At 35.5% G+C, this 21,690-nt stretch carries 25 protein-coding genes, 1 tRNA gene and 1 other RNA gene; 14 read left to right on the top strand and 13 right to left on the bottom strand.

Translation table 11 applies throughout. From position 1 onward, the window contains the following. Window positions 1-33 precede the first annotated feature (33 nt). Window positions 34-315, bottom strand: an RNA gene (rnpB, locus tag H5T44_00135) — RNase P RNA component. 53 nt (window positions 316-368) lie between these two features. Between rnpB and rpiA the strand changes: the two genes are divergently transcribed. From rpiA to H5T44_00120, 3 genes are all read left to right on the top strand, one after another. Then, window positions 369-1,025 carry a ribose-5-phosphate isomerase RpiA gene (gene rpiA, locus H5T44_00130; protein MBC7080652.1) on the top strand — a complete coding sequence of 219 codons (657 nt, stop codon included), beginning with the start codon at window positions 369-371 and terminating at the stop codon, window positions 1,023-1,025. 68 nt (window positions 1,026-1,093) lie between these two features. Continuing rightward, the gene (locus H5T44_00125) at window positions 1,094-2,455 is read left to right on the top strand and encodes a hypothetical protein (protein MBC7080651.1); all 1,362 of its coding nucleotides are present in this window, start codon (window positions 1,094-1,096) and stop codon (window positions 2,453-2,455) included. Further along, complete coding sequence (locus tag H5T44_00120; protein MBC7080650.1) at window positions 2,448-3,398, top strand: transglutaminase family protein; 951 nt, start codon at window positions 2,448-2,450, stop codon at window positions 3,396-3,398. Before H5T44_00125 ends, H5T44_00120 begins: the two co-directional genes overlap by 8 nt. On the opposite strand, the gene H5T44_00115 is transcribed toward H5T44_00120, so the two are convergent. From H5T44_00115 to H5T44_00105, 3 genes are read right to left on the bottom strand one after another with little or no spacing between them, the layout of a single operon-like run. After that, window positions 3,385-3,609: a hypothetical protein gene (locus tag H5T44_00115; protein MBC7080649.1), complete on the bottom strand. Its 225-nt coding sequence runs from the start codon at window positions 3,607-3,609 to the stop codon at window positions 3,385-3,387. The two genes, H5T44_00120 and H5T44_00115, sit on opposite strands and share 14 nt — an antisense overlap. After that, window positions 3,587-4,717, bottom strand: coding sequence for a glycosyltransferase (locus H5T44_00110; protein MBC7080648.1), 1,131 nt, complete (start codon window positions 4,715-4,717; stop codon window positions 3,587-3,589). The genes H5T44_00115 and H5T44_00110 overlap by 23 nt, the downstream gene beginning before the upstream one ends. A 14-nt stretch (window positions 4,718-4,731) precedes the next feature. Next, entirely contained in the window at window positions 4,732-5,463 is a 732-nt protein-coding gene (locus tag H5T44_00105; GenBank protein MBC7080647.1) for a phosphopantothenate/pantothenate synthetase, read from the bottom strand. Between the two features lie 45 nt (window positions 5,464-5,508). On the opposite strand from H5T44_00105, the gene H5T44_00100 reads away from it, so the two are divergent. The 4 genes from H5T44_00100 to H5T44_00085 all read left to right on the top strand — a co-directional run bounded on the left by H5T44_00100 (window position 5,509) and on the right by H5T44_00085 (window position 8,711). Continuing rightward, window positions 5,509-7,338 (top strand): cadherin-like domain-containing protein, encoded by a 1,830-nt coding sequence (locus tag H5T44_00100; protein ID MBC7080646.1) that lies wholly within the window; start codon window positions 5,509-5,511, stop codon window positions 7,336-7,338. Window positions 7,339-7,357: 19 nt separating this feature from the next. After that, entirely contained in the window at window positions 7,358-7,972 is a 615-nt protein-coding gene (locus tag H5T44_00095; protein MBC7080645.1) for a hypothetical protein, read from the top strand. A 72-nt stretch (window positions 7,973-8,044) separates the two neighbouring features. Continuing rightward, window positions 8,045-8,437, top strand: coding sequence for a 30S ribosomal protein S8e (locus tag H5T44_00090; protein ID MBC7080644.1), 393 nt, complete (start codon window positions 8,045-8,047; stop codon window positions 8,435-8,437). Further along, the gene (locus tag H5T44_00085; GenBank protein ID MBC7080643.1) at window positions 8,427-8,711 is read left to right on the top strand and encodes a signal recognition particle protein Srp19; all 285 of its coding nucleotides are present in this window, start codon (window positions 8,427-8,429) and stop codon (window positions 8,709-8,711) included. Before H5T44_00090 ends, H5T44_00085 begins: the two co-directional genes overlap by 11 nt. A 136-nt stretch (window positions 8,712-8,847) precedes the next feature. Here H5T44_00085 and H5T44_00080 read toward each other — a convergent pair whose 3' ends face one another. After that, window positions 8,848-9,672 carry a recombinase family protein gene (locus H5T44_00080; protein ID MBC7080642.1) on the bottom strand — a complete coding sequence of 275 codons (825 nt, stop codon included), beginning with the start codon at window positions 9,670-9,672 and terminating at the stop codon, window positions 8,848-8,850. Window positions 9,673-9,732: 60 nt separating this feature from the next. Here H5T44_00080 and H5T44_00075 point away from each other — a divergent pair, with 60 nt between their 5' ends. Both H5T44_00075 and H5T44_00070 read left to right on the top strand, forming a co-directional pair. Further along, the gene (locus H5T44_00075; GenBank protein ID MBC7080641.1) at window positions 9,733-10,281 is read left to right on the top strand and encodes a class I SAM-dependent methyltransferase; all 549 of its coding nucleotides are present in this window, start codon (window positions 9,733-9,735) and stop codon (window positions 10,279-10,281) included. Between the two features lie 29 nt (window positions 10,282-10,310). Beyond that, entirely contained in the window at window positions 10,311-11,078 is a 768-nt protein-coding gene (locus H5T44_00070; protein MBC7080640.1) for a hypothetical protein, read from the top strand. 35 nt (window positions 11,079-11,113) lie between these two features. On the opposite strand, the gene H5T44_00065 is transcribed toward H5T44_00070, so the two are convergent. Beyond that, entirely contained in the window at window positions 11,114-12,472 is a 1,359-nt protein-coding gene (locus tag H5T44_00065; GenBank protein MBC7080639.1) for a TrpB-like pyridoxal phosphate-dependent enzyme, read from the bottom strand. 127 nt (window positions 12,473-12,599) lie between these two features. On the opposite strand from H5T44_00065, the gene H5T44_00060 reads away from it, so the two are divergent. Continuing rightward, window positions 12,600-13,097, top strand: a complete 498-nt coding sequence (locus H5T44_00060) for a hypothetical protein (protein ID MBC7080638.1) — start codon at window positions 12,600-12,602, stop codon at window positions 13,095-13,097. On the opposite strand, the gene pyrG is transcribed toward H5T44_00060, so the two are convergent. After that, window positions 13,075-14,667, bottom strand: a complete 1,593-nt coding sequence (gene pyrG / locus H5T44_00055; GenBank protein ID MBC7080637.1) for a CTP synthase (glutamine hydrolyzing) — start codon at window positions 14,665-14,667, stop codon at window positions 13,075-13,077. The two genes, H5T44_00060 and pyrG, sit on opposite strands and share 23 nt — an antisense overlap. Window positions 14,668-14,766: 99 nt before the next feature. Here pyrG and H5T44_00050 point away from each other — a divergent pair, with 99 nt between their 5' ends. The 3 genes from H5T44_00050 to H5T44_00040 all read left to right on the top strand — a co-directional run bounded on the left by H5T44_00050 (window position 14,767) and on the right by H5T44_00040 (window position 16,587). Next, a complete protein-coding gene (locus tag H5T44_00050) occupies window positions 14,767-16,038 on the top strand; it encodes a hypothetical protein (protein ID MBC7080636.1) in 1,272 nt (423 codons plus the stop codon). Window positions 16,039-16,090: 52 nt separating this feature from the next. Continuing rightward, window positions 16,091-16,228: a hypothetical protein gene (locus tag H5T44_00045; GenBank protein ID MBC7080635.1), complete on the top strand. Its 138-nt coding sequence runs from the start codon at window positions 16,091-16,093 to the stop codon at window positions 16,226-16,228. Window positions 16,229-16,332: 104 nt separating this feature from the next. Then, a complete protein-coding gene (locus tag H5T44_00040; GenBank protein ID MBC7080634.1) occupies window positions 16,333-16,587 on the top strand; it encodes a hypothetical protein in 255 nt (84 codons plus the stop codon). A gap of 661 nt (window positions 16,588-17,248) precedes the next feature. Here the strand turns inward: H5T44_00040 and H5T44_00035 are convergent. From H5T44_00035 to H5T44_00010, 6 genes are all read right to left on the bottom strand, one after another. Then, window positions 17,249-17,323 (bottom strand) — tRNA-Thr (locus H5T44_00035). 37 nt (window positions 17,324-17,360) lie between these two features. Next, window positions 17,361-17,981 (bottom strand): site-2 protease family protein, encoded by a 621-nt coding sequence (locus tag H5T44_00030; GenBank protein ID MBC7080633.1) that lies wholly within the window; start codon window positions 17,979-17,981, stop codon window positions 17,361-17,363. A 17-nt stretch (window positions 17,982-17,998) separates the two neighbouring features. Beyond that, window positions 17,999-18,832, bottom strand: a complete 834-nt coding sequence (locus H5T44_00025; protein ID MBC7080632.1) for a bifunctional 5,10-methylenetetrahydrofolate dehydrogenase/5,10-methenyltetrahydrofolate cyclohydrolase — start codon at window positions 18,830-18,832, stop codon at window positions 17,999-18,001. A gap of 22 nt (window positions 18,833-18,854) precedes the next feature. Next, on the bottom strand, window positions 18,855-19,172 hold the full coding sequence (locus H5T44_00020; protein ID MBC7080631.1) for a DUF4162 domain-containing protein: 318 nt from the start codon (window positions 19,170-19,172) through the stop codon (window positions 18,855-18,857). Continuing rightward, window positions 19,156-19,674, bottom strand: coding sequence for an ATP-binding cassette domain-containing protein (locus tag H5T44_00015; protein MBC7080630.1), 519 nt, complete (start codon window positions 19,672-19,674; stop codon window positions 19,156-19,158). Before H5T44_00015 ends, H5T44_00020 begins: the two co-directional genes overlap by 17 nt. A gap of 609 nt (window positions 19,675-20,283) precedes the next feature. Further along, a complete protein-coding gene (locus tag H5T44_00010) occupies window positions 20,284-20,997 on the bottom strand; it encodes a hypothetical protein (protein MBC7080629.1) in 714 nt (237 codons plus the stop codon). 83 nt (window positions 20,998-21,080) lie between these two features. Between H5T44_00010 and H5T44_00005 the strand changes: the two genes are divergently transcribed. Continuing rightward, a partial coding sequence (locus H5T44_00005; protein MBC7080628.1) for a hypothetical protein occupies window positions 21,081-21,690 on the top strand: 610 nt, incomplete at its 3' end.

Genomic DNA, 21,690 nt, shown 5'->3' with positions numbered 1-21,690 from the left:
ATTAATTCCATTTTGAAATAAAAATTTTTGGTCAGGTGTGGAGAGTAATCCCCCTTCTGTTTCGGCGGCATTCGTCTCAGCGTCCTACCCCCAGGCGGTCCCGGGCAGCCGATCCTGGTGCTTGGACTTGCTCCAGGGTAGAAGCAGTCTCACCAAATCCAGAAGCAACGTCATCCTCAGGGAATCATCCTCACCTCTGGCTGTGGCTTTTCTGCGCCTCTATCAGGGCTCTCGCCCTGGCTTTTACGCCCCTGGTCCGGGAATGAGGGGGGTATTTCCTCGGTGCAAAGCACCGTTGGCCGCCCTTCCACTCCTGACCATCAATCTATATATATGCCTTATAAATATTTTTTGTGGAAGATTTAAAGATTTCTGTAGAAGATTTGAAGAAGAAGGCGGCAAGGGAAGCGGTTAAGGAAATAAAAGATGGAATGGTTGTTGGGCTTGGAAGCGGTTCAACTGCAAAATATGCAATAATTGAGATTGGGAAAAGAGTTAAGGAAGGGCTTGAAATAGTTGGAATAGCCACATCTCTGGAAAGTGAGGAAATTGCAAAAAATTGCGGAATAAAAATTGGAGATATAAATGATTATGAGGAAATAGATCTTACAATTGATGGAGCGGATCAAGTGGATAGGAAATTAAATCTGATAAAGGGAGGAGGAGGAGCACTGCTCAGGGAAAAAATTGTCGCAAAATGTAGCAAAAAGGAGATAATTGTTGTTGATGAGAGCAAAATTGTTGATAAATTTTCATTTCCATTGCCTGTAGAAATTGTAAAGTTTGGATGGAAAAAAACTTCTGAAAAGATAAAAAAATTGGGCTTAGTTCCTGAGTTGAGAAAAAATTTTTTAACAGATAATGGAAACATTATAGTTGATTGCGTATATGAAGCCATAGATGAGGAAATATGCGATGAGGTGAAAGCAATCACAGGGGTTGTTGAACATGGCTTATTTGCTGGACTTGCAGATGAAGTCATAGTGGGAACAAAAAAAGGGGTAAGGAGGATAAGGAAAAGTTAAATTTTTCTTTAACTGAGTTAAACCAAAATTTAAATAAAGAATATAATAAAATTTCTAAATTTTAACCAATGAAAAAATATGAGGAATACATTGATGAAATGAATAAAAGGCTAAAAAATTATATACCAAATGAACTAAACCCTGGAGAAGAAAGCGTTTTTAAACCATATGATTTGTTCAATATACCGGATAAAGAAGCAAATAATTATAAATTCAAGGCAATCAAATATGCTTTCAAGATTCATTATGAAAAAAATTCCTTTTATAAAAAATATTGCAAAGAAAAAAATGTCACACCAGATGATATAAAAAGTATAGATGATTTCAAAAAAATACCATTGCTTCCAGATAAATTTTTTAAAGCATATCCTTCTGGCCAGGAATTTGCAATGTGGCTTGCTACAATTTACACTGGAGACTTACCAAACATACTAATCAAGAAAAGCTACGGTTACGACGAAATAATAAACAAATTCAACGAGGCGGGACTTGTCATCTCCTATAGCAGTGGGACAAGCGGGCGCCACACATTCATCCCTCGCGACATAAGAACATTTAATGCTTCTGAATATGCAATTGCAAAATCAGTTATAGGAATGGGATATCCTATATGGGAATATGAAATGGAAGGGTATCTTTTTATGCCAAATCCAATGAAAACAAATGTTTTTGCAGGAAAGGTCTGTAAGGTATTTTTTGATGCAATAAAAAGTGTTGAAGTTGCTCTTGATAGAGAAATATCCGCTGAAGTTATTCAGGAAGCAATGAAAAACAGCTTAAAGGGAAGAATAATAAGATATGCGGTTCAAAGAGAAACAAAAAAACTTGTTAATAGGGTAATTGAATGGATGAGAAAAAAAGAGAAGGAAAAGAAAAAAATTGCTCTTGTCGGCCTGCCATTTCTCATAAATTTTGTACTTGAAGAATTGGAAAACAGCGATCAGAAATTTGATTTTGGCGATAATGGGGCAGTGCTTACTGGCGGGGGATGGAAGATATATGAAGGAAAGAGGATGCCTGTGAAGGAATTTAGGAAGAAGGTTGAGGAATTTTTTGGAATACCCCAAGAAAATTGCCTGGATTTATATGGAATGGTTGAGGGAAATGGGTGGATGGTGCATTGCAGGGAAGGGCATTATCTTCATATACCGAAAAGCTATTATCATGCAATGGTGCTGGATGAGAATGGAGAAGAAGTTTCTTATGGTGAGAAAGGAAGATTTGCATTTATTGATGGTCTTGCATTCAGCTATCCAGGCTTTATAATTTCTGGGGATGAAGTAAGAATGCTTGAAGAATGTCCTGTTTGCAGCAGAAATAGCCCTGTTCTTGAAGCTGAAGTAAGTAGAGCAAAAGGAGAGGAAATGAGGGGATGTGCGGAAGAAATGAGAAGGGTTTTTGCAATGGATATGAGTGGTGGAAATGTTTAGAGAATGGAAAGATAAGGAATATATTCCAAAAAAGCAAATGGTTAAATTGTTCATAAGAGGTAGCTTTTCTTTGAGTAAAGTTTTATTGAAAAACTTCTTTAAATTGAAAAAAATTAGGAAAGGAGAAGGGATAAACTATACTCCTCCAAAAAGAGTCTATGAGTTACCTTCCTACCACCAAAATATGAAATTTGTTAAATCAGATGAAAAATATCTTCGCCCCACTTTATTCTGCAATCCCTACTCAAAAGAAATCATTGCAATGGCAAATGAGCTTGGAGCTTTTGAAAAAGAGCCATATGAATATGCAAATGATGTTTTTGAATTTGTTAAAAGGAAAGTTATTCTTCAAATAGTTCCTTTCTGGGGGGTTGAGGAAACTTTAAGAAGAGGATATGGAACATGCATCCATAAAATATCTCTTTTCATAGCCCTATGTAGGGTTGCGGGGATAAAGGCAAGATATAAGCTATATGCTCTTTCAATGATTCCTCAATGGTATGATACATTTATTGCCCCTGATCCACTGATGGTGGAATGGTACGATGCAATGGGAAATTTCCTTTTCCATGGAGAGGGAGAGGCATTTGTAGATGGAAAATGGGTTGTTGCGGATGTTGGTCCTCTTCCAGAGAGGCAGGCTGCGACTGGAATACCAATAACAAAGTTTGGAGAGGATTCAATTGGAATATGGTTTGAGGCAATTCCTGGAGGAATAATGAAAACAGAGTCAATTCCACTAGGGCTTGCAACTGGAATGAATTTACTGCTAAAGGTGTCGCCCGCAACAGTTGCAAAAATAAATAATAATGTTCTTGCATTGGATGAAAAAGGAAGAAAAATATTGCAGGAAATAGGCGAAGAAGAATATGATAAGAGCGTTAGAAAAACATATAAGATGCCAAAAGTAGAGCTTGAAAAGAAAAGCCTTATATTTGATTAAAAATCTCCATCGCTTCTTTTAAGCAGGAAAAGAAATCTTCTAAGGTATGGACTATTGACATTATTTCATCCGCTTCAATTTCCGCTTCAATAAATTTTCCCCTCACCCTTGTAGATATATATCCTTCATTATCTATTTTTATTGCGTCATTTATGCATTTTGCCTCTTCCTCACTTTTAAACTCAATTCTAAGCTCGCATTTTACTTTCATACAAGCTCACCAGTTTCTCCGCCATTTTTTCTATACTAAAATTTTTAACATACTCCATACCTCTTTCCGCAATTTTTTTGTCCTCAATCGCCTTAATCACTTTTTCCGCAAACTCCTTCACATTCTGCGGGTCAAAAAGATAACCGTTTTCCCCATCCCTTATAAAATCTGGCAGAGCCTTCGCCCTCGCAGCCACAACAGGCAGGCCGGATGCCATCGCTTCAAGAGCAACAATTCCCTGGGTTTCATATATTGATGGAAAAACAAAAACATCAGAGGACGCATAATAGTGGAGGAGTTTTTCATCGTCAACAAAACCGGTAAATATGAAGCTATTCTGCAATCCCTTCTCCTTTACTTTTTCTTCATATTCTTTCCTTGCGGGTCCTTCTCCAACAATAAGGAAAATTGCATCAATTTTTTTGAGTATATATGGAGCAGACTCAATTATTAAATCAATATTTTTTTCCTTTACTATCCTTCCAACATGAAGAATTATTTTATTGCCATCTTCTTTCTTAATTCCGCTTCTGTTTTTTTTGGTTTCAAATCTTTTTAAATCTATTCCTGTTGGAATAACCTCTATGTTTTTTTCAATTATTTTTTCATTTATATATCTAGCGGTATAATTGCTCGGAGCAATAATGCATGAACATCTCTTCATATAATATCTGAGCCATTGATACAGCAACTTTTTTGCAAAATTCTGAAAATTTTTGTCTCTGATTATTAAATAAGCTGAATCATCTATAAATGTATGGTAGGTGAAGAAAAGAGGAATCTCTTTTTTATATGATGCGATTAATGCATGCACACCCATGAAGCCTGGGGAATGTGAATGTATTATGCCAGGCTTTATTTTTTCTATTATCCTCTCTGTTCTTTTTGAAAAAAATGATGGAAATGAAACAAATCTATAATTTTCATATTTTTTAAATGGTCTCGATTTGTAGTAGAAAACATTATCATTCTCGCAATTTTCTTTTCCTGGAGCAAAAATATAAACTTCATTACCCTTCTTTTCAATCTCTTTTTTGAATGCAAGCAATGAAGTTACAACCCCATCCCTCGTTGGAAGCCATGTATCAGTAAACCAGGCAATTTTCATCTATGCTAAAATGCTCAGCTTTTATAAATATATCTTAATCTTCTGCAGATGAAATTTAGGGCATTTTGCAAATTTTTCTTATTATCCCATTCCTTTATTATTTTTTCCGGATTCTCAATCTTTCTGTATTTTTTTCTTATATTTGGAATTGCCCTTGTGATATTATCAACTATTGTTACATCTGCACATCTCGCGGTTCTTGATAGAGGATTTAAGTCAACTGTAATAACAATTTTCCCCATTTTTTTCAATGCATTACATCTATCTCCATCTTCAAGAGGAACAAGAACAACATCGCTTGTATAAATTCCTTCATAACTGCATATCCCCCTTGCATGCTCCAGTCCATTTATTTTTGCATCTCCTTCAAGCCCTAAAATCTCCTCTCCTCCTTCTTCAAGCAATTCTATTATTTTCCTTATCCTCTCCTCGCTTCTATGAAAAAGATTTACCTCTATTCTCGCCCCGCTTTCTTTTGCCAGCTTCACAACTTCTTTTCCAGCAAGCACCGCGGTATTTCCATTAACAGATATAACCGGCCTTCTCGCCACCGCAAGGAAAGCAGCCGCAGCAAGCGATGCCTCCTCCGCAAACTTGCGGGTTTTTTCTCCAAGAAGATAATCAAATGCCTCTCCTCTTCCATGAGCAATTAGGCCGGTAACATGCACAATTCCTTTTTCATACCCTTCCGCAATTAGATTTCTTATCATCAAACTTTTGTAGCGAGGATGGCTCTTTGGAACCATATTGCTAAAGCAGAAATTGTTAATAATTGTTTTCTGAGAGCATAGATGAAAACAAAAATCTTAAATCAATATAAAAGATTCGTTTTTGCTCTCTTAGTAGGAATAATAATAGCGGGCTTTACTTTCATTTTACACGGAAAAGGAAATGAAAATTCATATACAATAAAAGCGGATGAAATTTTTGGAAGAAATGCAATAATAATAGATATAAGAAGCTCTGAAGAATATAGCATTGCACACATTAAAGGAGCGATTTCTGTTCCATATGGAGGATGTAGCTCTTGTTTCATAAATAATATGGAAAATTTCAAAGGAAAAGAAATAATATTATATTGCAAAGATGGATCAAAAAGCAAAGAGGCAATAAAGCTTTTGCTTGAAAATAATTTCATAAATGTGAAATATATTGAAGGGGGAATAAATGCATGGAAAGAGAAGGGATATTATCTTTCAAATGAAAATCCTGAATATATTTTTCCTCTTGGCTTTAAACTCTTAACAGGCGTAAAGGAAGAGATAGTTGTAAAAAATTCTCAGAATGATTTTTCAAAAAATGAAAAATATTTCTCTGCTTCCTTGCTTTCTGAATGGGACTGGAGAAATGTAAATGGAAAAGATTACACAACTCCCGCAAAAAATCAAGGAGCATGTGGAAGTTGCTGGGACTTTGCAGCAATGGGAGCACTTGAAGCAATGATCAATATTTTTGAAGGAGATGCAAATCTTGACTTAGATTTATCTGAGCAATATATTTTATCATGCTATAGCTATGGAACAGGATGCAATGGAAATAATGCTTATTATGCTTTCCAATACATTTATAACAATGGAGGAGCAATACCAGAATCATGCTTCCCTTATACTGGCTATGATACTACTCCATGTAGCAATAAATGCTCTGATTGGCAATATAAACTTGTTCCAATAAGTGGGTATGGATATACCTATACAAATGATATAAACACAATAAAAAATCTCATCATAAATCATGGACCAGTTTGCTTAAGTTTTGATGTATATACAGATTTTTATCAGGGAAGCCCAAGTTTTGATAGCAATGGTGTCTATAAGCATCAAAGTGGCTCCTATAGAGGAGGGCATCAGGTTGTATGTGTTGGATATAAAGATACTCCAGGAAATCCAAATTATGCGGGCTATTGGATTTGCAAGAATAGCTGGGGAGCAAAATGGGGACCATGGGGTAATGGATTTTTCGGAATTGCATATGGAGAATGCAATATTGAAGGGGATGTTGTATGGGTAAATTATTCATCAACCGCCCCAGATACATTTATCACCATTGGCCCATCTGGAGTAATAGATTATAATAATGTAACCTTCACTTGGGATGGCACAGATGGAAATACTCCAACACAATATTTAGTTTATTCATACATTCTTGAAGGATATGATTCGAGCTGGAGCGAATGGACAAGCTATACATCAAAAACTTATTATAATCTTCCAGATGGAAATTATACATTCAAAGTGAGGGCAAAGGATAAAGCAGGCATACCTGATTATACTCCCGCAACTTCAAGCTTTAATATAATAAGCTCAACTGGAAAAATACATGCAAATGATGATTATTATTTAATAAATGAGGATGCATCTTTAATTGTGGATGCGCCAGGTGTGTTGATGAATGACTTTGATGAAGATGGAAATACTTTATATGCAATTCTTTTTAGCGGTCCAAATAATGGAAGCATTGTTTTAAATTTAGATGGCTCATTTATTTATACACCTCAGGCAAACTACTATGGAAAAGATTCATTCACATATAAAGCATATAATGGAATCGCTTACTCGAATATTGCAACAGTTTATATTTATATTACAGTTAAACCACCCGAAATCATTTTATATCCATGAAGAAGCAGAGATTTATGACGTGCAAACTATACCAGATGGTTTCACTGCTTATACAGATCAAACTTTCCCAGTAACACTTACTGATTCTGATACTATAATCTTTGAGAAGCATATAACTAATGATAATGCCGGTCCTGGCACTTATTACTTGGATACCACCGCAACTCTTACAGAAAAAGACACCAATGAAATAAGAACAGATACCGCAAGCGTAACTATAACTGTTTTTGAATCTTATGGAAGTGAGCCAGATGAGCCAGAGCCATATGAAGGATTAAGCCATGGTTACTGGAAGAATCATATATACTCATGGATTGACTACAATCCCGATGATAAAATAAATAGTATCTTTGATAGAACCGCTTCTTCACCATACACAAATATAGGCGAACTAACTCTCTTACAAGTTCTTAATTACAAAGGCGGAGATGATATTCAAGATGCAGCGGGAATTTTACTGCGCCAGGCGGTTGCTGCATTACTAAATGCTGCTCATCCAGACATTAACTATCCACTAACAGAAGAAGAAATAATTTCAATGGTAAATGACGCACTTGATACAGAAAATCGCGATGATATTCTTAGCTTAGCGGAAGAGCTTGATGAATATAACAACCTAGGAGCTACATTATAATTTTAGCTTCTTTCTTTACCTCTTTTTAATTTTTTAAAAGCAAAAATTATTTATACCTTTTATATTCCAACTATGCAGTGGCATGGAAGAAGCAGAAGAAAAGAAACAGGAGGTATTTACAGACCCGCAAGGAAGAAAAGAAAATATGAAATGGGTAGGGATCCAATTTTACCATTAATAGGAGAGGATAAATTAAAGAAGATAAGGGTAAGAGGAGGAAATCAAAAAGTGATGGTTATATCCGCAAAGCATGCAAATGTTACAAATCCAAAGACAGGAGAAACAAAAAGAGTTGAGATAAAAGATGTTGTTGAAAATCCCGCAAATCCTCACTATGTAAGGAGAGATATAATAACAAAGGGGGCAATAATTCTTACAGAAATTGGAAAGGCAAAAGTTACTTCCCGCCCGGGCCAGCATGGTTGCATAAATGCGGTTTTGATTGAAGAAAAGAATGAAGGATAAATGGGTGATATGGCCTTCTTATTTTGATATTGAGTTTAGCAGAAAGGAAGGGAGGAAGGTTAAAAAAAGCCTTGCCATCAAAAATCCTACAATAGATGAGATTTTTCAGGCTGCAAAGAAAATTGGGTTAAATCCATTAAAGGAGGAAAAAAGTTATCCAAAAAAATGGTGGAGAAAAGAAGGAAGGATAGTTGTTGATAAAAAAGGAAAAAAAGTTGAGATAATAAGAAGGATAGCAGAGGAAGTTTATAATAAAAGATTACAGAGTAAATGAAGTATATATACTGAATTTACTAAGTATCTATTTTTCTGATAAAAAATTTTTCCACAGCAGGCAAAACTATTTTAGTATATAAAAAACATTTACTGAGATAATTTAGTATATATAAACAATATACTAAGAAAATAAATCATATATACTTTTTTTTCATTCCCTCAATAACAAAAATTTTTCCTTTCCTCCTTGCCTTTTTCGCCTTTAAAATTTGAACAAGATTAAAATCTTCAATATCAACAATTTTCTCATGCTCCCCTGGGAAAAGAATATCATCCCATTCAACCAGCCCGCAATATACAGGATTCGAAAGGATTCTAGAAACAGTTTTCTTATCCCACTTCCCATTATACTTACTCCTCGCATTTTCCTCCAGCCAAATACATATTTCCCTCAAACTCATCCCTTCCAAATATCTCCTGTAAATTTCCTTAACAACCCTCATCTCCTCCCCAATCCCCACAAGCTTCCCCTCCCTGTATTCATACCCATATGGTGATGGGGAGCCAAGCAAACCCGCTCCCTCCTTCGCCTTCTGGCGCATGCCGTCATATACCCTCTCGCCGATCTGCTCGCTTTCGAGCTGGGCTATTCGCTGGATTATGTCCATTACAAACCTTCCCATTGCGGTGCTTGTATCGAGGCTTTCTGTCATTGAAACAAATTCTTTTCCTTTTGACTTCAACTTTTCCATCATCAGCATGAAATTTTTAGTATTTCTATGGATGCGATCCATTTTTATTACAAGCAATGCATCCCATTTATCAATTTCTTCCATCATTTTTTGGTAGGCGGGCCTTCTTATATCCCTCCCGCTGTATCCATCATCAACATACTCGCCAACTATTTCCCAGCCCCTTGCCATGCAATAGCTTCTCAATTTTTCAAGCTGATTGCTCAGGCTAAACCCTTCCTTTGCTTGATCTTCAGTGCTAACTCTTGCATATATTGCCACTCTCATGGTGGCTCACGGATTACCGATAGCCACTAAAAATATAAATTTTGCTAAATTTTACGAAGCATGGAAACAAAAAGAATGCATGACCGCATGTTTATTTTCATTGAAAAGCTATTATCAAAATTTTTTGCAAAAGCATATATCAATTTTTTTGAAAGAGCGATTGTTGAGGAATTTGAAATGGTAAAAATAAAGGAAAAGGATAAGATTCTTCATATTGGATGCGGTCCTTTGCCAAATACACTTATTTCTCTTGCAAAAAATATTAAAGCGATTTATACAGGCATAGATAAAGATAGAGAAGCAATTGAGATTGCAAGAAAAATAATTTCTGAATACAATCTTGATATAAAAGTAGAGGAGGGAAATGCACTCAGCTATCCAATAAGCGATTTTGATATAATAATTGTTTCTTTTGGAGTTGAGCCGAGAAATGAAGTTTTTGAAAGGATAAGAAGGGATTGCAAAAAAAATGCAAAAATAATCTGCAGGAAACAATGGGATTTCCTCGATACGATATTTGGAAAAAGAGAATTGCCAGACGGCTTTGAAGTAATATCATATCATAAAAGAAGGGATCTTATAAAATCATATTTGCTGAGGCCATCATAAAATTTTTAACCTAAAATGCATTTATTAACATGAGGCTTAAAACAATCGCAATTGTTGCTATTCTATTCATTGCATTATTTTTTCCAGCAAAAGGAGAAGTTAGCTCGAGGAAGGTTTTTGCGGAGCTCGGCACGCTGAGCTGGTGCCCGCATTGCCCCAAGGCAAGTGATGCCTTGCAGGCTCTGTCAGGTGAGCTTGATTTTTGCTATGTTACCCTTGTTTATGATAAAAGCGAAATTGCGAGTTTGCGAGGCTCTTGGCTCAGAGATGCATATGCTCCAATGCTTTATATTGATGGTGGGTATGAAGTTGTTGATTATAATCCAGGCACAGTTTATAGTGACTATAAAAATGCTATAGAGAATGCTAGTAAAAGGGCTGTGAGAAATGTTGAAATTGAAATAAATGCTAAATGGCTGGGGGAAGCGGAAATTGAAGTGGGAATAAAATTAGTAAACAAGGAAGGCAAGCCATATTTTGGGCATTTGCGTGTTTATATAGCGGAGATAAATTCGAGATGGAATGACTATGCGGGCAAGCCATTTAGATATGCTTTTCTTGACTATGCTTTCAATGAATATGTTTTTATAAGGGAAAAATATGAAAAAGTAAAGATATGGGATGGTAAAAAAGTTCATGGAAACTTAACATTTCCAGATATAGAAAAAGATAATATAGCCATTATTGCAACCATTTCAAATGCAATTCCGCATATAGCAAAAAATCCATGGGAAAAACCATTTCCTTATTTCCTTGCGGAATATGTAGACGCGGTAAAATTGAGTTTATTAAATTGAGATACATAGTTTATTAAGTATATATACTATGTTTTCTAAGTATATAATTTATCAATATTTATATTTGATTTCTTCAATGCATTAAATATTTCTTTATCAGATAGCTCATAGTTTTGCAATGCTCCTCTATTGTAAATATCATATGCAGATAGATCAAAAGCTCCATGACCACTATTTAAAAAACAAATTGTTTTTTCCTCATTTTCTTTTTTGCATTTAATTGCCTCATCTATAACACCTTTTAATGCATGAGCACTTTCTGGAGCAATTAAAAATCCCTCACTCTTTGCAAATATTTTCGCCGCCTCAAACACCTCTTTTTGGCTATAAGCTCTTTTTTCAACAATTCCATCCTTCACAATTTTACATAATAAAGGTGCATCCCCATGGTAGCGGAGGCCACCCGCGTGAATTGCGGGAGGAATAAAAGAGTGGCCGAGGGTAAACATTTTCAAAAGAGGTGTCATTTTTGCAGTGTCGCCATAATCGTATGTATAAATTCCTTTTGTTAAGCTCGGGCATGCGGTTGGCTCGCAAGCTATAAATCTGATTTCATTGCCTTTTATTTTATCTGGGATAAATGGAAATATTCCACCAGAAAAGTTGCTACCCCCTCCAACACATCCAAAAATCATATCTGGATAGGAATCTATTTTCTCAAATTGTTTTTTCAACTCAAGCCCTATTATTGTCTGATGAAGTAATACATGATTCAGAACCGAGCCAAGAGAATATTTAGTATTTTCATGAGTTATAGCATCCTCAATTGCCTCACTTATTGCTATTCCAAGGCTTCCAGAGCTATCTGGATCTTCCTCTAGAACTTTCCTCCCAAAATCTGTATTTCCGCTCGGACTCGCTATCACTTCCGCACCCCATGTCTCCATAAGTATCCTCCTGTAAGGCTTCTGCTCAAAACTGCATTTAACCATATAAACTGTGCATTTCAGCCCAAAAACAGAACAAGCAAATGCCAGCGCGGAGCCCCACTGCCCCGCCCCGGTTTCAGTTGTCAACCTTTCAATTCCTTCTCTTGAATTATAATATGCCTGTGCAACCGCAGTATTTGGCTTATGACTTCCAGGAGGGCTTGTTCCTTCCCATTTGTAATATATTTTTGCTGGAGTTTTTAAAAATTTTTCAAGTCTTTCCGCTCTGTAAAGAGGAGTTGGCCTCCATATCCTATATATTTCCCTAACTTCCTGAGGTATAGAAATCCATTTTTCCTCACTTAACTCTTGCCTTATTAGCTCTCTTGGAAAAATTTTTTCTAAATCGCTCGCTTTCACTGGCTCAAGAGTTGATGGATTTAGTGGAGGAGGAGCTTTAATTTCCGACTGCAAATTATACCATCTATCAGGCATTTCTTCCTCATCAATTATTATCTTTTTCATAAAAATGAATTAAATAGTAATATTTAACATTTTTGTATAAATTTGTTCATTAAAGTATATTTTTGTTCATAATAGAAAATTTTTGTTCATGGTAGCAAATTATTTTAATTTATTAGACATTATTAGCATGTGGAAAAAAATTATCTCTTATTTTGGAGGACAAGCACAGCAAAAGGTTATTCAACTATTTCTTTCATATGGGCTGAGTGTTATAAAAGGAAAAGTTTATTGTGGAAACATAGAGCTTTCTTTTTCAAAAATTGCGAGAGCAATAAATGTTGATAGAAGAGTTGTAATGAATACCGTTGAAATAATTGAAAAAAACAGGGAGCTGAGAAAAATTTTTTCAAATCTGATGCCAACATGCAGTTTTAAATTGCTTGCTCCAAAAATGGGATGGGGTGTTATAGAGATAATACCAAAAGATGCTTCAATGCCCGGAATACTTGCAAGTGTTTCTGAGATAATTGCAGGAGAAGGAATAAGCATAAGGCAGGCAAATGTAGATGACTATATGATTAGTGAAGAGCCAAAGCTTTTTATTGTAACAGAAAAGCCAGTTCCAGCAAAGCTGATAAAAAAATTGAGGAAAGCAAGAGGGGTTATGGGAGTAACTGTTTATTAGATGCTCTTACAAGGCCATCAAAAAGAGGAGATGGCTTCAACGGGCGAGATGTGAATTCAGGATGAAATTGAGAAGCTATAAAGTAAGGATGAGATGGCAACTCAATTATTTCAACTCTTTTTCCAGAAAATCCAGAGAAAACAATCCCATTTTTCTCAAGTATTTCAAAATAATCCGGATTTACTTCATAGCGGTGGCGGTGCCTTTCATAAATTTTTTCCTTTCCATAAAGCCTGTGGGCGAGGGTATTTTCTTTTATTACTATTTCATCTTCTCCAAGCCTCATTGTCCCTCCCATCTTATCAATTCCTCTCTGCTCCGGCAATAATGTTATTATCGGATGCCTCGTTTTATTATCCATTTCCAGTGAATTGCAATCAAGCCCTATCACATTCCTTCCATACTCAACAATTGCCAGCTGAAACCCAAAGCATATACCCAAAAATGGCTTCTCCTTCTCTCTCGCAAAATTAATCGCCCTTATCTTTCCCTCCGCCCCCCTCACGCCAAAGCCCCCTGGCACAAGAATTCCATCCACTCCTTCAAGGGCGTTTGTTTTTCCTCTTTCTAGCTCTTCCGCCTCAACCCATACAATATTTACTTTTGTCCTATTTTTAGAGCCCGCATGATGAAAGGCTTCTATTATGCTCAGATATGAATCTGCAAGATGAGTATATTTTCCAACAATTGCTATGCTTACCTCTTTCTTCACATTGTTCATTCGCTCAACAAAATTTTTCCATTCTTCCAGATCTGCTTCCTTGTAAGGAATGTTGAATCTCTTCATTATATAATGGGATAAGCCCTGTTTTTCTAAAAGAAGAGGTATTTCATATATGTTTCCAACATCTGGAGAGGAAAATACTCCTTCAACTGGCACATTGCAGAAAAGAGAAATTTTTTCCTTTGTTTCCTTGCTCAGCTCTTTAATGCTTCTCCCGACTATAATATCTGGATTTATTCCTATTGCTCTCAGCTCCTTAACGCTATGCTGTGTTGGTTTTGTTTTCTGCTCTCCAACAACTTGCAAAACAGGGACAAGGGTTGTATGAACAAATAGAACATTTTCACGCCCCTCTTCTATATAAAGCTGTCTCATTGATTCAAGGAAAGGCATTGATTCTATATCTCCTACTGTGCCACCTATTTCAATAAGGCAAAAATCCGCCCCGCTTTCTTTCGCAACCCTTCTTATCCACCCCTTTATTTCATCGGTAATGTGAGGAACAATTTGAACAGTTTTTCCTAAATATTCTCCCTTTCTCTCTTTTTCAATAACATTTTTATATATTTTCCCTGTAGTGATATTGTTATCTCTTTTAAGATTTATATCCAAAAATCTTTCATAATTGCCCAGATCAAGATCAACTTCTCCCCCATCCGAGAGAACAAAAACTTCTCCATGCTGATAGGGATTCATTGTTCCCGCATCACAATTTATATAAGGATCTATTTTTATTGCTGTAACATTATAGCCCCTGCTTTTTAAGAGTAAGCCAATTGAAGAAGTGATTATTCCTTTTCCCAAGCCTGATAAAACCCCTCCGGTTATTCCAATATATTTCGGCATACCAATAATAGAAAATTGGTTAAAAGAATTTGCGCTTTTAATTCCATAACTCCTTTGAGTTTCTGAAAAAAATTAAATATTATTTTTATATGCCCTCTCATGAGTGAGAGAAAGTTGATAACATTTATGCTTGTTATACTTCTTGCCTCGCCCCTTTTTGCTAGGAGCAATTGTGGCGGATGGCTTGAAGAAAGAGAAGGGGTTAAAATTTTACATATAGGTGGAACAAATTATGAAATGGGTTATCAGCATGGCTTTCTATTGAGAAATGAGATAAGGGAAAATATAAGAGCTTTTTTGAGTCAATGCTCAAACTATGAGTATTTACTTGAAATGTGGAATATTACAAAAAATTACATACCAGAAGAATATATTGAGGAGCTGAGGGGTATTGCAGATGGGTCGGGAGTAGAGTTTAATGATGTGATTGTTGCTTATATGTCAGTTGCTACCTGGGGAATGGGCTGCTTTGGTATTTCTGCATGGGGAAATGCTACTTCCGATGGAAAACTATATCATTTTAGAAGCTTCGATTTACCGATGGATATAAAGGATCCAGTAACCGGGAAATATGTGCATGAAAATTCTGTTCTTATAGTAAGGAAACCGAAAAATGGATACGCATCTGTTTCTCCTTCTTTTGCTGGCTCATTGCACGGAGGAGGCGGATTTAATGAGAGAGGAATTGCTGTTGGAATGCAAGTATGCTGGAGCAATGATTCAACCTTCTATGGCACTCCTGAGGTAATAAAAGTTGCAATGGTGCTTGACCATGTTTCATCCATAGAGGAGGCGATAGGATATTTAGTAAAAAATAATACCGCGGGATGGAACTTTATTTTATCTGATGCGAAAATACCAGTTGGCTATGCGGTTGAGGTGAGTGCAGGCCATTATTATGTTGGAACATATGATGATGCCACAGAAGCAATTCCTCCTTTCTGGCAAATTAAGGAAGTTGTGAGGAGGACAAATTTTTTCATCTACCCTGAGATTGCAAAAACTCAAAGGAAGCATTATGATCCTTCTGGGCTGAAAGGATTTATAAGAATATTTACAGAGAATGACCCGTTTTTTGTGATATGGAGGAGCTACAAAGTGGTAAGCAAAATGGTAGAGGATAATTACGGAAGGTTTGGTTTAAACAATTCCATGGAAATTTTCCAGAGCACTTATAGAGGAGATAGTGATTTGCTTTTAAAAATATTGATATGGCTTGCGGAAGGAACAAGTTTCAATAGAGCATGGAATATGTGGATTGCATGCCCTGAAACAGGGGATTTTGTTGTAAGTTTTGCAGAAAGAGATAAAATAGCTTCTTCAACACCATATCACTACTTTAACTTATTTGAACTGATTAAAGAACCTTAAAAATTCTAACTTAACTGCAAAGTATATATTCAAGATTTTCCCTCATTCCTGTGTGATAAAATTGGTGAAAGTTTTTGAGATGATAAATTTTGATGATATAGCCAAGATTTGCCTGAGAAAAATGGCTTTGAAAGAGAAGAAAACAGAAAAGAAGCCCTTGAATTACTGGAAAGGTAACGCGAAATACTGAAGGAAAAAGGATAGGAGTTATTCTCCTTTATTTTCTCGCACTCCGCATGATGGTGCCTGAGAAAAACCGAGGAGGCAAATAAATTGCTTAAAGAAGCGGAGGAAATGGTGTACGAGGTTAATGAAAGAGAAGAAGCCATGAAACTTTTGAAACATGCAATGAAAGAAATAAAAAATATAAAGGAAAAGAGATATGAAGCTCTATCCCTGGCTAATATTGCAAATAAAAAGAGGTATTTTGACTTGCTGAAAAAGCATTTTGGATTGACAATGAAGGAAAAGATAGTTATGAAAGGGTTTTGCTCAATGGCAAAGATTGCTTCTTTTATGGAGAATTTGGGAAATGCTGGAAGATATTGATCAAAGAATGGCTTGCATTCCTTATATTTGTTATGCTTGAATATGATGAATAATGGAAATGATAAAGGAGAGGGAAAGAGTTGAGGAGAGATTTTCTCAATTGCTATCAGAAAGGTATGTTGAATTTTGATTACTGGATGAAGAAGAGATTTATTGTCCGATGAATTAGAATCGGCGGATTTGAAGAAGCTTTTAACCTAATAAATGAGATAAAAGACGAGAATGCGAGCAATAGGTAGGAGCAGTATCGCATGGGATCGGTGGAGATGAAAAGAAGATGCAGTAAAAATAGCGGAGCATATAAATGATAGACTACTGAAGGGCAGGATAAAAAATAGAAAACTTTAAACTATAGCCTAAACCAAAACATTAAAAAAGAGGGAGGGAGGGGGATTGAAACGCATGTGCCCGCATTAGGGCGCTTTATTTACATGCTCTTGATAATAATCCTTCATGTGGTATATAAATGAGGGGAGGGGTCTTAGATAGGTATAAATAGTTTTCTATATTTTTGTTGTCAAGAAATTTTTCCTACTTCCATCCTCCTAAAACTTCTTTTATTGCACCAATTTTGTATCTCCTATTTCAGTCACAGCAAAAATTTTTTTTCTTTAGGTTGGCAGAAAAATAATTTATTATTTTAAAACTTATTAAAGTTAAAAGCCGCCTCCGGGATTCGAACCCGGGACCTATTCCTTACCAAGGAATCGCTCTAACCCGGCTGAGCCAAGGCGGCCTGAATATAAGGGCTAAAACTTTTTTATTTTTTGCGGTTAAAAAGGGAAGGAGAGGAAAAGGAGGATTGCTGAAGATGCTAACATTGCAACCCATACAGGCATATTCCATGACAAAATTTTTATGCCATCGAGAGGGGGAATAGGTATAAGATTGAAAATCGCAAGAAACGCATTTATTGAAGCTATAAGAATTAGCAACTCTATTTTAGTTACTTTAGAAATTGCTAGGAATAAAGCGGAAACCAATATGTTTGAAAGAGGGCCCGCCATTGAAATTTTACCCGATTGCTCTCTTGTAGGAAAGCCAAATATTTGCACCGCTCCCGGAGCTGCAAAAACAAAGCCTAGGAAACTGAAAAGAATTGCAAGAAGTAATCCAAAAGGAAACATTCTATATTCCGACCAATAGCCATATCTTATTCCCGCATATTTATGAGCTATTTCATGAAAGGCAAATGCGGTTAAAACTGCAAGGAATGAAAAAGGCAAAAGACGGACAAAAAGCGAAAAATTTTTATGGATTGGAAATGAATTTGCAATGGAAAATGCTAAGCCGAGCAAAAATATTGAAATCAAAAGATGCTTTATCTCCTCCTTGCTAAAACTCATTTTCGGCTTTACCGCAGGCATTTCATAGAAAGAATAATAGGCCCTCATCGCTGGAAAACACCAAACTATTTATGAATTTTTTCATAAGCAATTACCGCATTTTCAAGCATGCACGCAATTGTAACAGGCCCCACCCCGCCCGGCACAGGCGTGAATGCAATCGCTTTTTTTGCCGCGCCCTCATCAACATCTCCATATATTTTCCCGTTTTCTTTTTTTATGCCCGCATCAATTATTATACAATCCTCCTTTATGTGCTCCTCTTTTATAAGTCCTTTTACACCTGTTGCGGTTATAAGCAAATCCGCTTTCCTGGTGTATTTTTTTAAATCATCTGTATAAACATGACACACGCTTACAGTTGCATCCCTGTTAAGCAACAAAATTGCAAGGGGTTTTCCAATTATTTTGCTATGATTTACTATAACAACATTTTTTCCCTTTAAAAGTATCTTTTCATTTTCTATTATCTTCAAAATTGCCTTTGGTGTGGATGGCAAAATATCTTCTTCCCCGAGAATAATTTTTCCTATATTTAAAGGATGCATTCCTTCTATATCCTTCCTATAATCAATTTTGCTTATCAATTTATTATAATCCAGCTTCGGAGGCAATGGAAGCTGGATATTTATTCCACTCACCCTCCCGTCCTTATTCAATTTCTCAATTTCTTTTTCAAAATCATCTTGCTTTATAAAATCAAACCCTATGATTTCATGATCGATTCCAACTCTTTTGCAGGCATTATCTTTTAAATTTGCAAAAAGGAGTGATTCTTCATTATTGCCAATGACAAAAGTCACAATTTTTATTTCCTTATCTTTTACTTTTTCCTTTATTTTTTCCTTTATTTTTTCTTCAATTTTTTTTGCCAGTGCCTTTCCATCTATAACTCGCATACAATTATAAGAATTCAATATATTAATCTCTTAGTTTTTTTCCTGTCAAATAAATGAAAACATCTTCAAGAGTTGGTTCAACTGTAGCAATTGCCTTTATATTTCTATCTGAAAGTTTTTCAGTTATATCTCTCAAAAGCCCTTTCCTGTCTTTTACCGTTACAACAAGTTTTTCATTCTTATAAGCCAGATGCTTCACATCTTTAATGCTTTTAATATCCTCTATAAGGTGAGGTTCATAATCTATGTATATTTCTACTATCTTCTCTTTTTCAACAATTTTTTTAATTTCAGAGGGGTTACCTATCGCCAGTATTTTTCCTTCATCGATTATTGCCACTCTTTGCTTGCGGATCCAGCCCAAGGGTTGGCTCATCGAGGAATACTATTTTTGGGCTGTGAATGATTGAAAGGATAAAATTTAATCTTTGTTTCATACCCCCAGAAAAATTTTTTACAAGATCCTTTCTTCTATTTTCAAGTTCCATTAGTGATAGCAATTCTTTTGCTCTTTCTTTTATTTCCGCTCTGCTCATTTCATATAGCATTCCATAAAAATATATGTTCTGCTCCGCAGTCAGCAATTCATTTAATTTTCCTTCCTGAGGCAAAATACCTATAATTTTCTTAATCTTATCTCTATCCTTCATTGTGTCATAGTCAAAAATTTTTGCTTTCCCGCTCGTGGGCAAAATTTGGCATGTGGGCATTTTTATCGTTGTTGTTTTTCCCGCCCCATTCGGGCCAAGGAAGCCAAAAATTTCTCCTTCCTCTACTTCAAATGAGAGTTCATCTACCGCTGTTAGTTTTCCGTATTTTTTCCTAAAAGCTTGCTCCCTCAATCATTATTTTTCTTAAAGCCTCATTTATATATGTTAATGGGAAAATTCTTGAAACATAATAAAGCCATCCTCCGGTAATTGGGAAAAATACCCCAGAAACATCATTGGAAAATTAATCAGCATCCGATTTGGCTTGCCTCTTCCTGTGTTCTTGAAAGTAAGGAGATTAGAAAACTAATTCCGATCATTAAAAAAATCCAATTATAATAAAAAGTGTTGCTAACACCGTTGAGCCAACAATAGTTAATTTAAAAACATATATCTCAATGAGAAGCAAAATTGAAATTTGTAAGGAAATCAGTAAAAGGTTTGCAATCATGTTTCCAAAAAGCAGTCTTCTTCACTTAGCCCTAAATTTTTTGCAAATTCTATTTATGCCTGTTACTGTTCCCATTGCAACATTTCTTACATTTATGTCGAAAGACATATCACAAAATATAGTAATGTCAGTGGTGGAAAGCATTATTTTAGAAAAATTTTCTGGAATAAAAAAGATTAAAACAAATACTTTTTCGAAAAACCTCAATTTTCTCTCTAAGAATAGCTAAGCTGAAGGATATTGGATTATCTCTTCCAAACACGCTTCCAAATATTAGCATGAATATATAATTAACTTACAGTTATTATTCTGAAGCAAATCATTGCATCTCTCTCCTTTAAACCATCGTCGCTTCCATCAAAGCATGCATAATCTTTGCCCTCAGGATATTGATACCCAACTTTATTTCCTATATAGTACGAAATGTTTATGATATCCTCTTCCCTTTTTGGATTTATATCAATTTTTTTATCTGTTCCAATTATTGTTTTATAATACATTTCTATCCTTACCTGATGATAACCGATGCTGTCATCCACATCTTGAGTTACGTTCCACTCCACATAAGTATCCTTATCTATATCAAAAGTAGTATAACCTTTTTCTGGAAATCTATATTCCTTATTATTTATAAATATCTTTAGAAATATTTCCGCCTTATCTCCAATAAGAGGATAATCTTTTATTCTTATCTTACTTATCTCAACTTTTATCTTTGCATCATCATATGGAAGATAATCAAATACATCAAGCACGCCATCATTATCATCGTCGGAGTCCGCATTATCTCCTATGCCGTCTCCGTCGCTATCCTTCCATTCCTTTGGGTCATGTGGAAAAGCATCATTCTTATCTGGTATACCATCACCATCACTATCTGGATTGGGGTTCAATATTTCCTTATAACTCTTATAAATAGATGGGGCTACTAAAATAACAAAAATTATCAAAATTATACCTAGGAAAAGTATTAATGTATTTCTTGCGGGCTTTATTTTTTTCATTTGTTTATAATGTTTGATATACTTAAAAAATTTGCTATTTGTATTAGTAAAATATATAAAAACATAAACTATTTACCAAAGGGATGAAAATGAAGAGGAAGATAATTGCTACAGGAATTGTATTTTTATTCTGCTTCGCGAGCTTAACAATAGCGAAGGGCGGAGAAAAGATGATTAGCTATAGCTTTTCAGTGCCAGAGCTTGCTATTGAAAAATACGATGAAGAATACATTGAATTAAAAATCGATGGCTCTTCTTATCTGATGAATGATGGCTATCCTGTCTTACCAAAAATAAGCAAGACATTCGAAATAGAATTTGGTGCAAATGTTAAAAGCATAGATGTGTTCGCCAGAAATATAGAAGAATATAGAATAGAGAATGAAATCCGTCCTTCCCCGCCCCTCCTGCCTTTATCATTAGAAAATGCTTTCTATCCCAAGAATTCCGAATTTTATTCAAGCAATGAAATTTATCCAAGCTCATGGTATTCCTATCGCATTGGATGCGGGCTGAATGATAAAATGGAGCGTGTAACTTTTGTTACAGTTCATTTATTCCCAGTAAAATATAAGCCATCAGAAAGCAAAATATATTTTGCAAGCAATTTTGAAATAAAAATAAGATATGATAAGCCCTCTAAGCTTACATCTTCTTCAAGCTATGATTTGGTTATAATTTCTCCAAAAGAGT

The organism is Thermoplasmatales archaeon (assembly GCA_014361195.1).
Lineage (GTDB): Archaea > Thermoplasmatota > E2 > UBA202 > JdFR-43 > JACIWB01.
The sequence above is the reverse complement of the archived record's forward strand: the minus strand, read 5'-3'. Positions and strand labels throughout refer to the sequence as shown.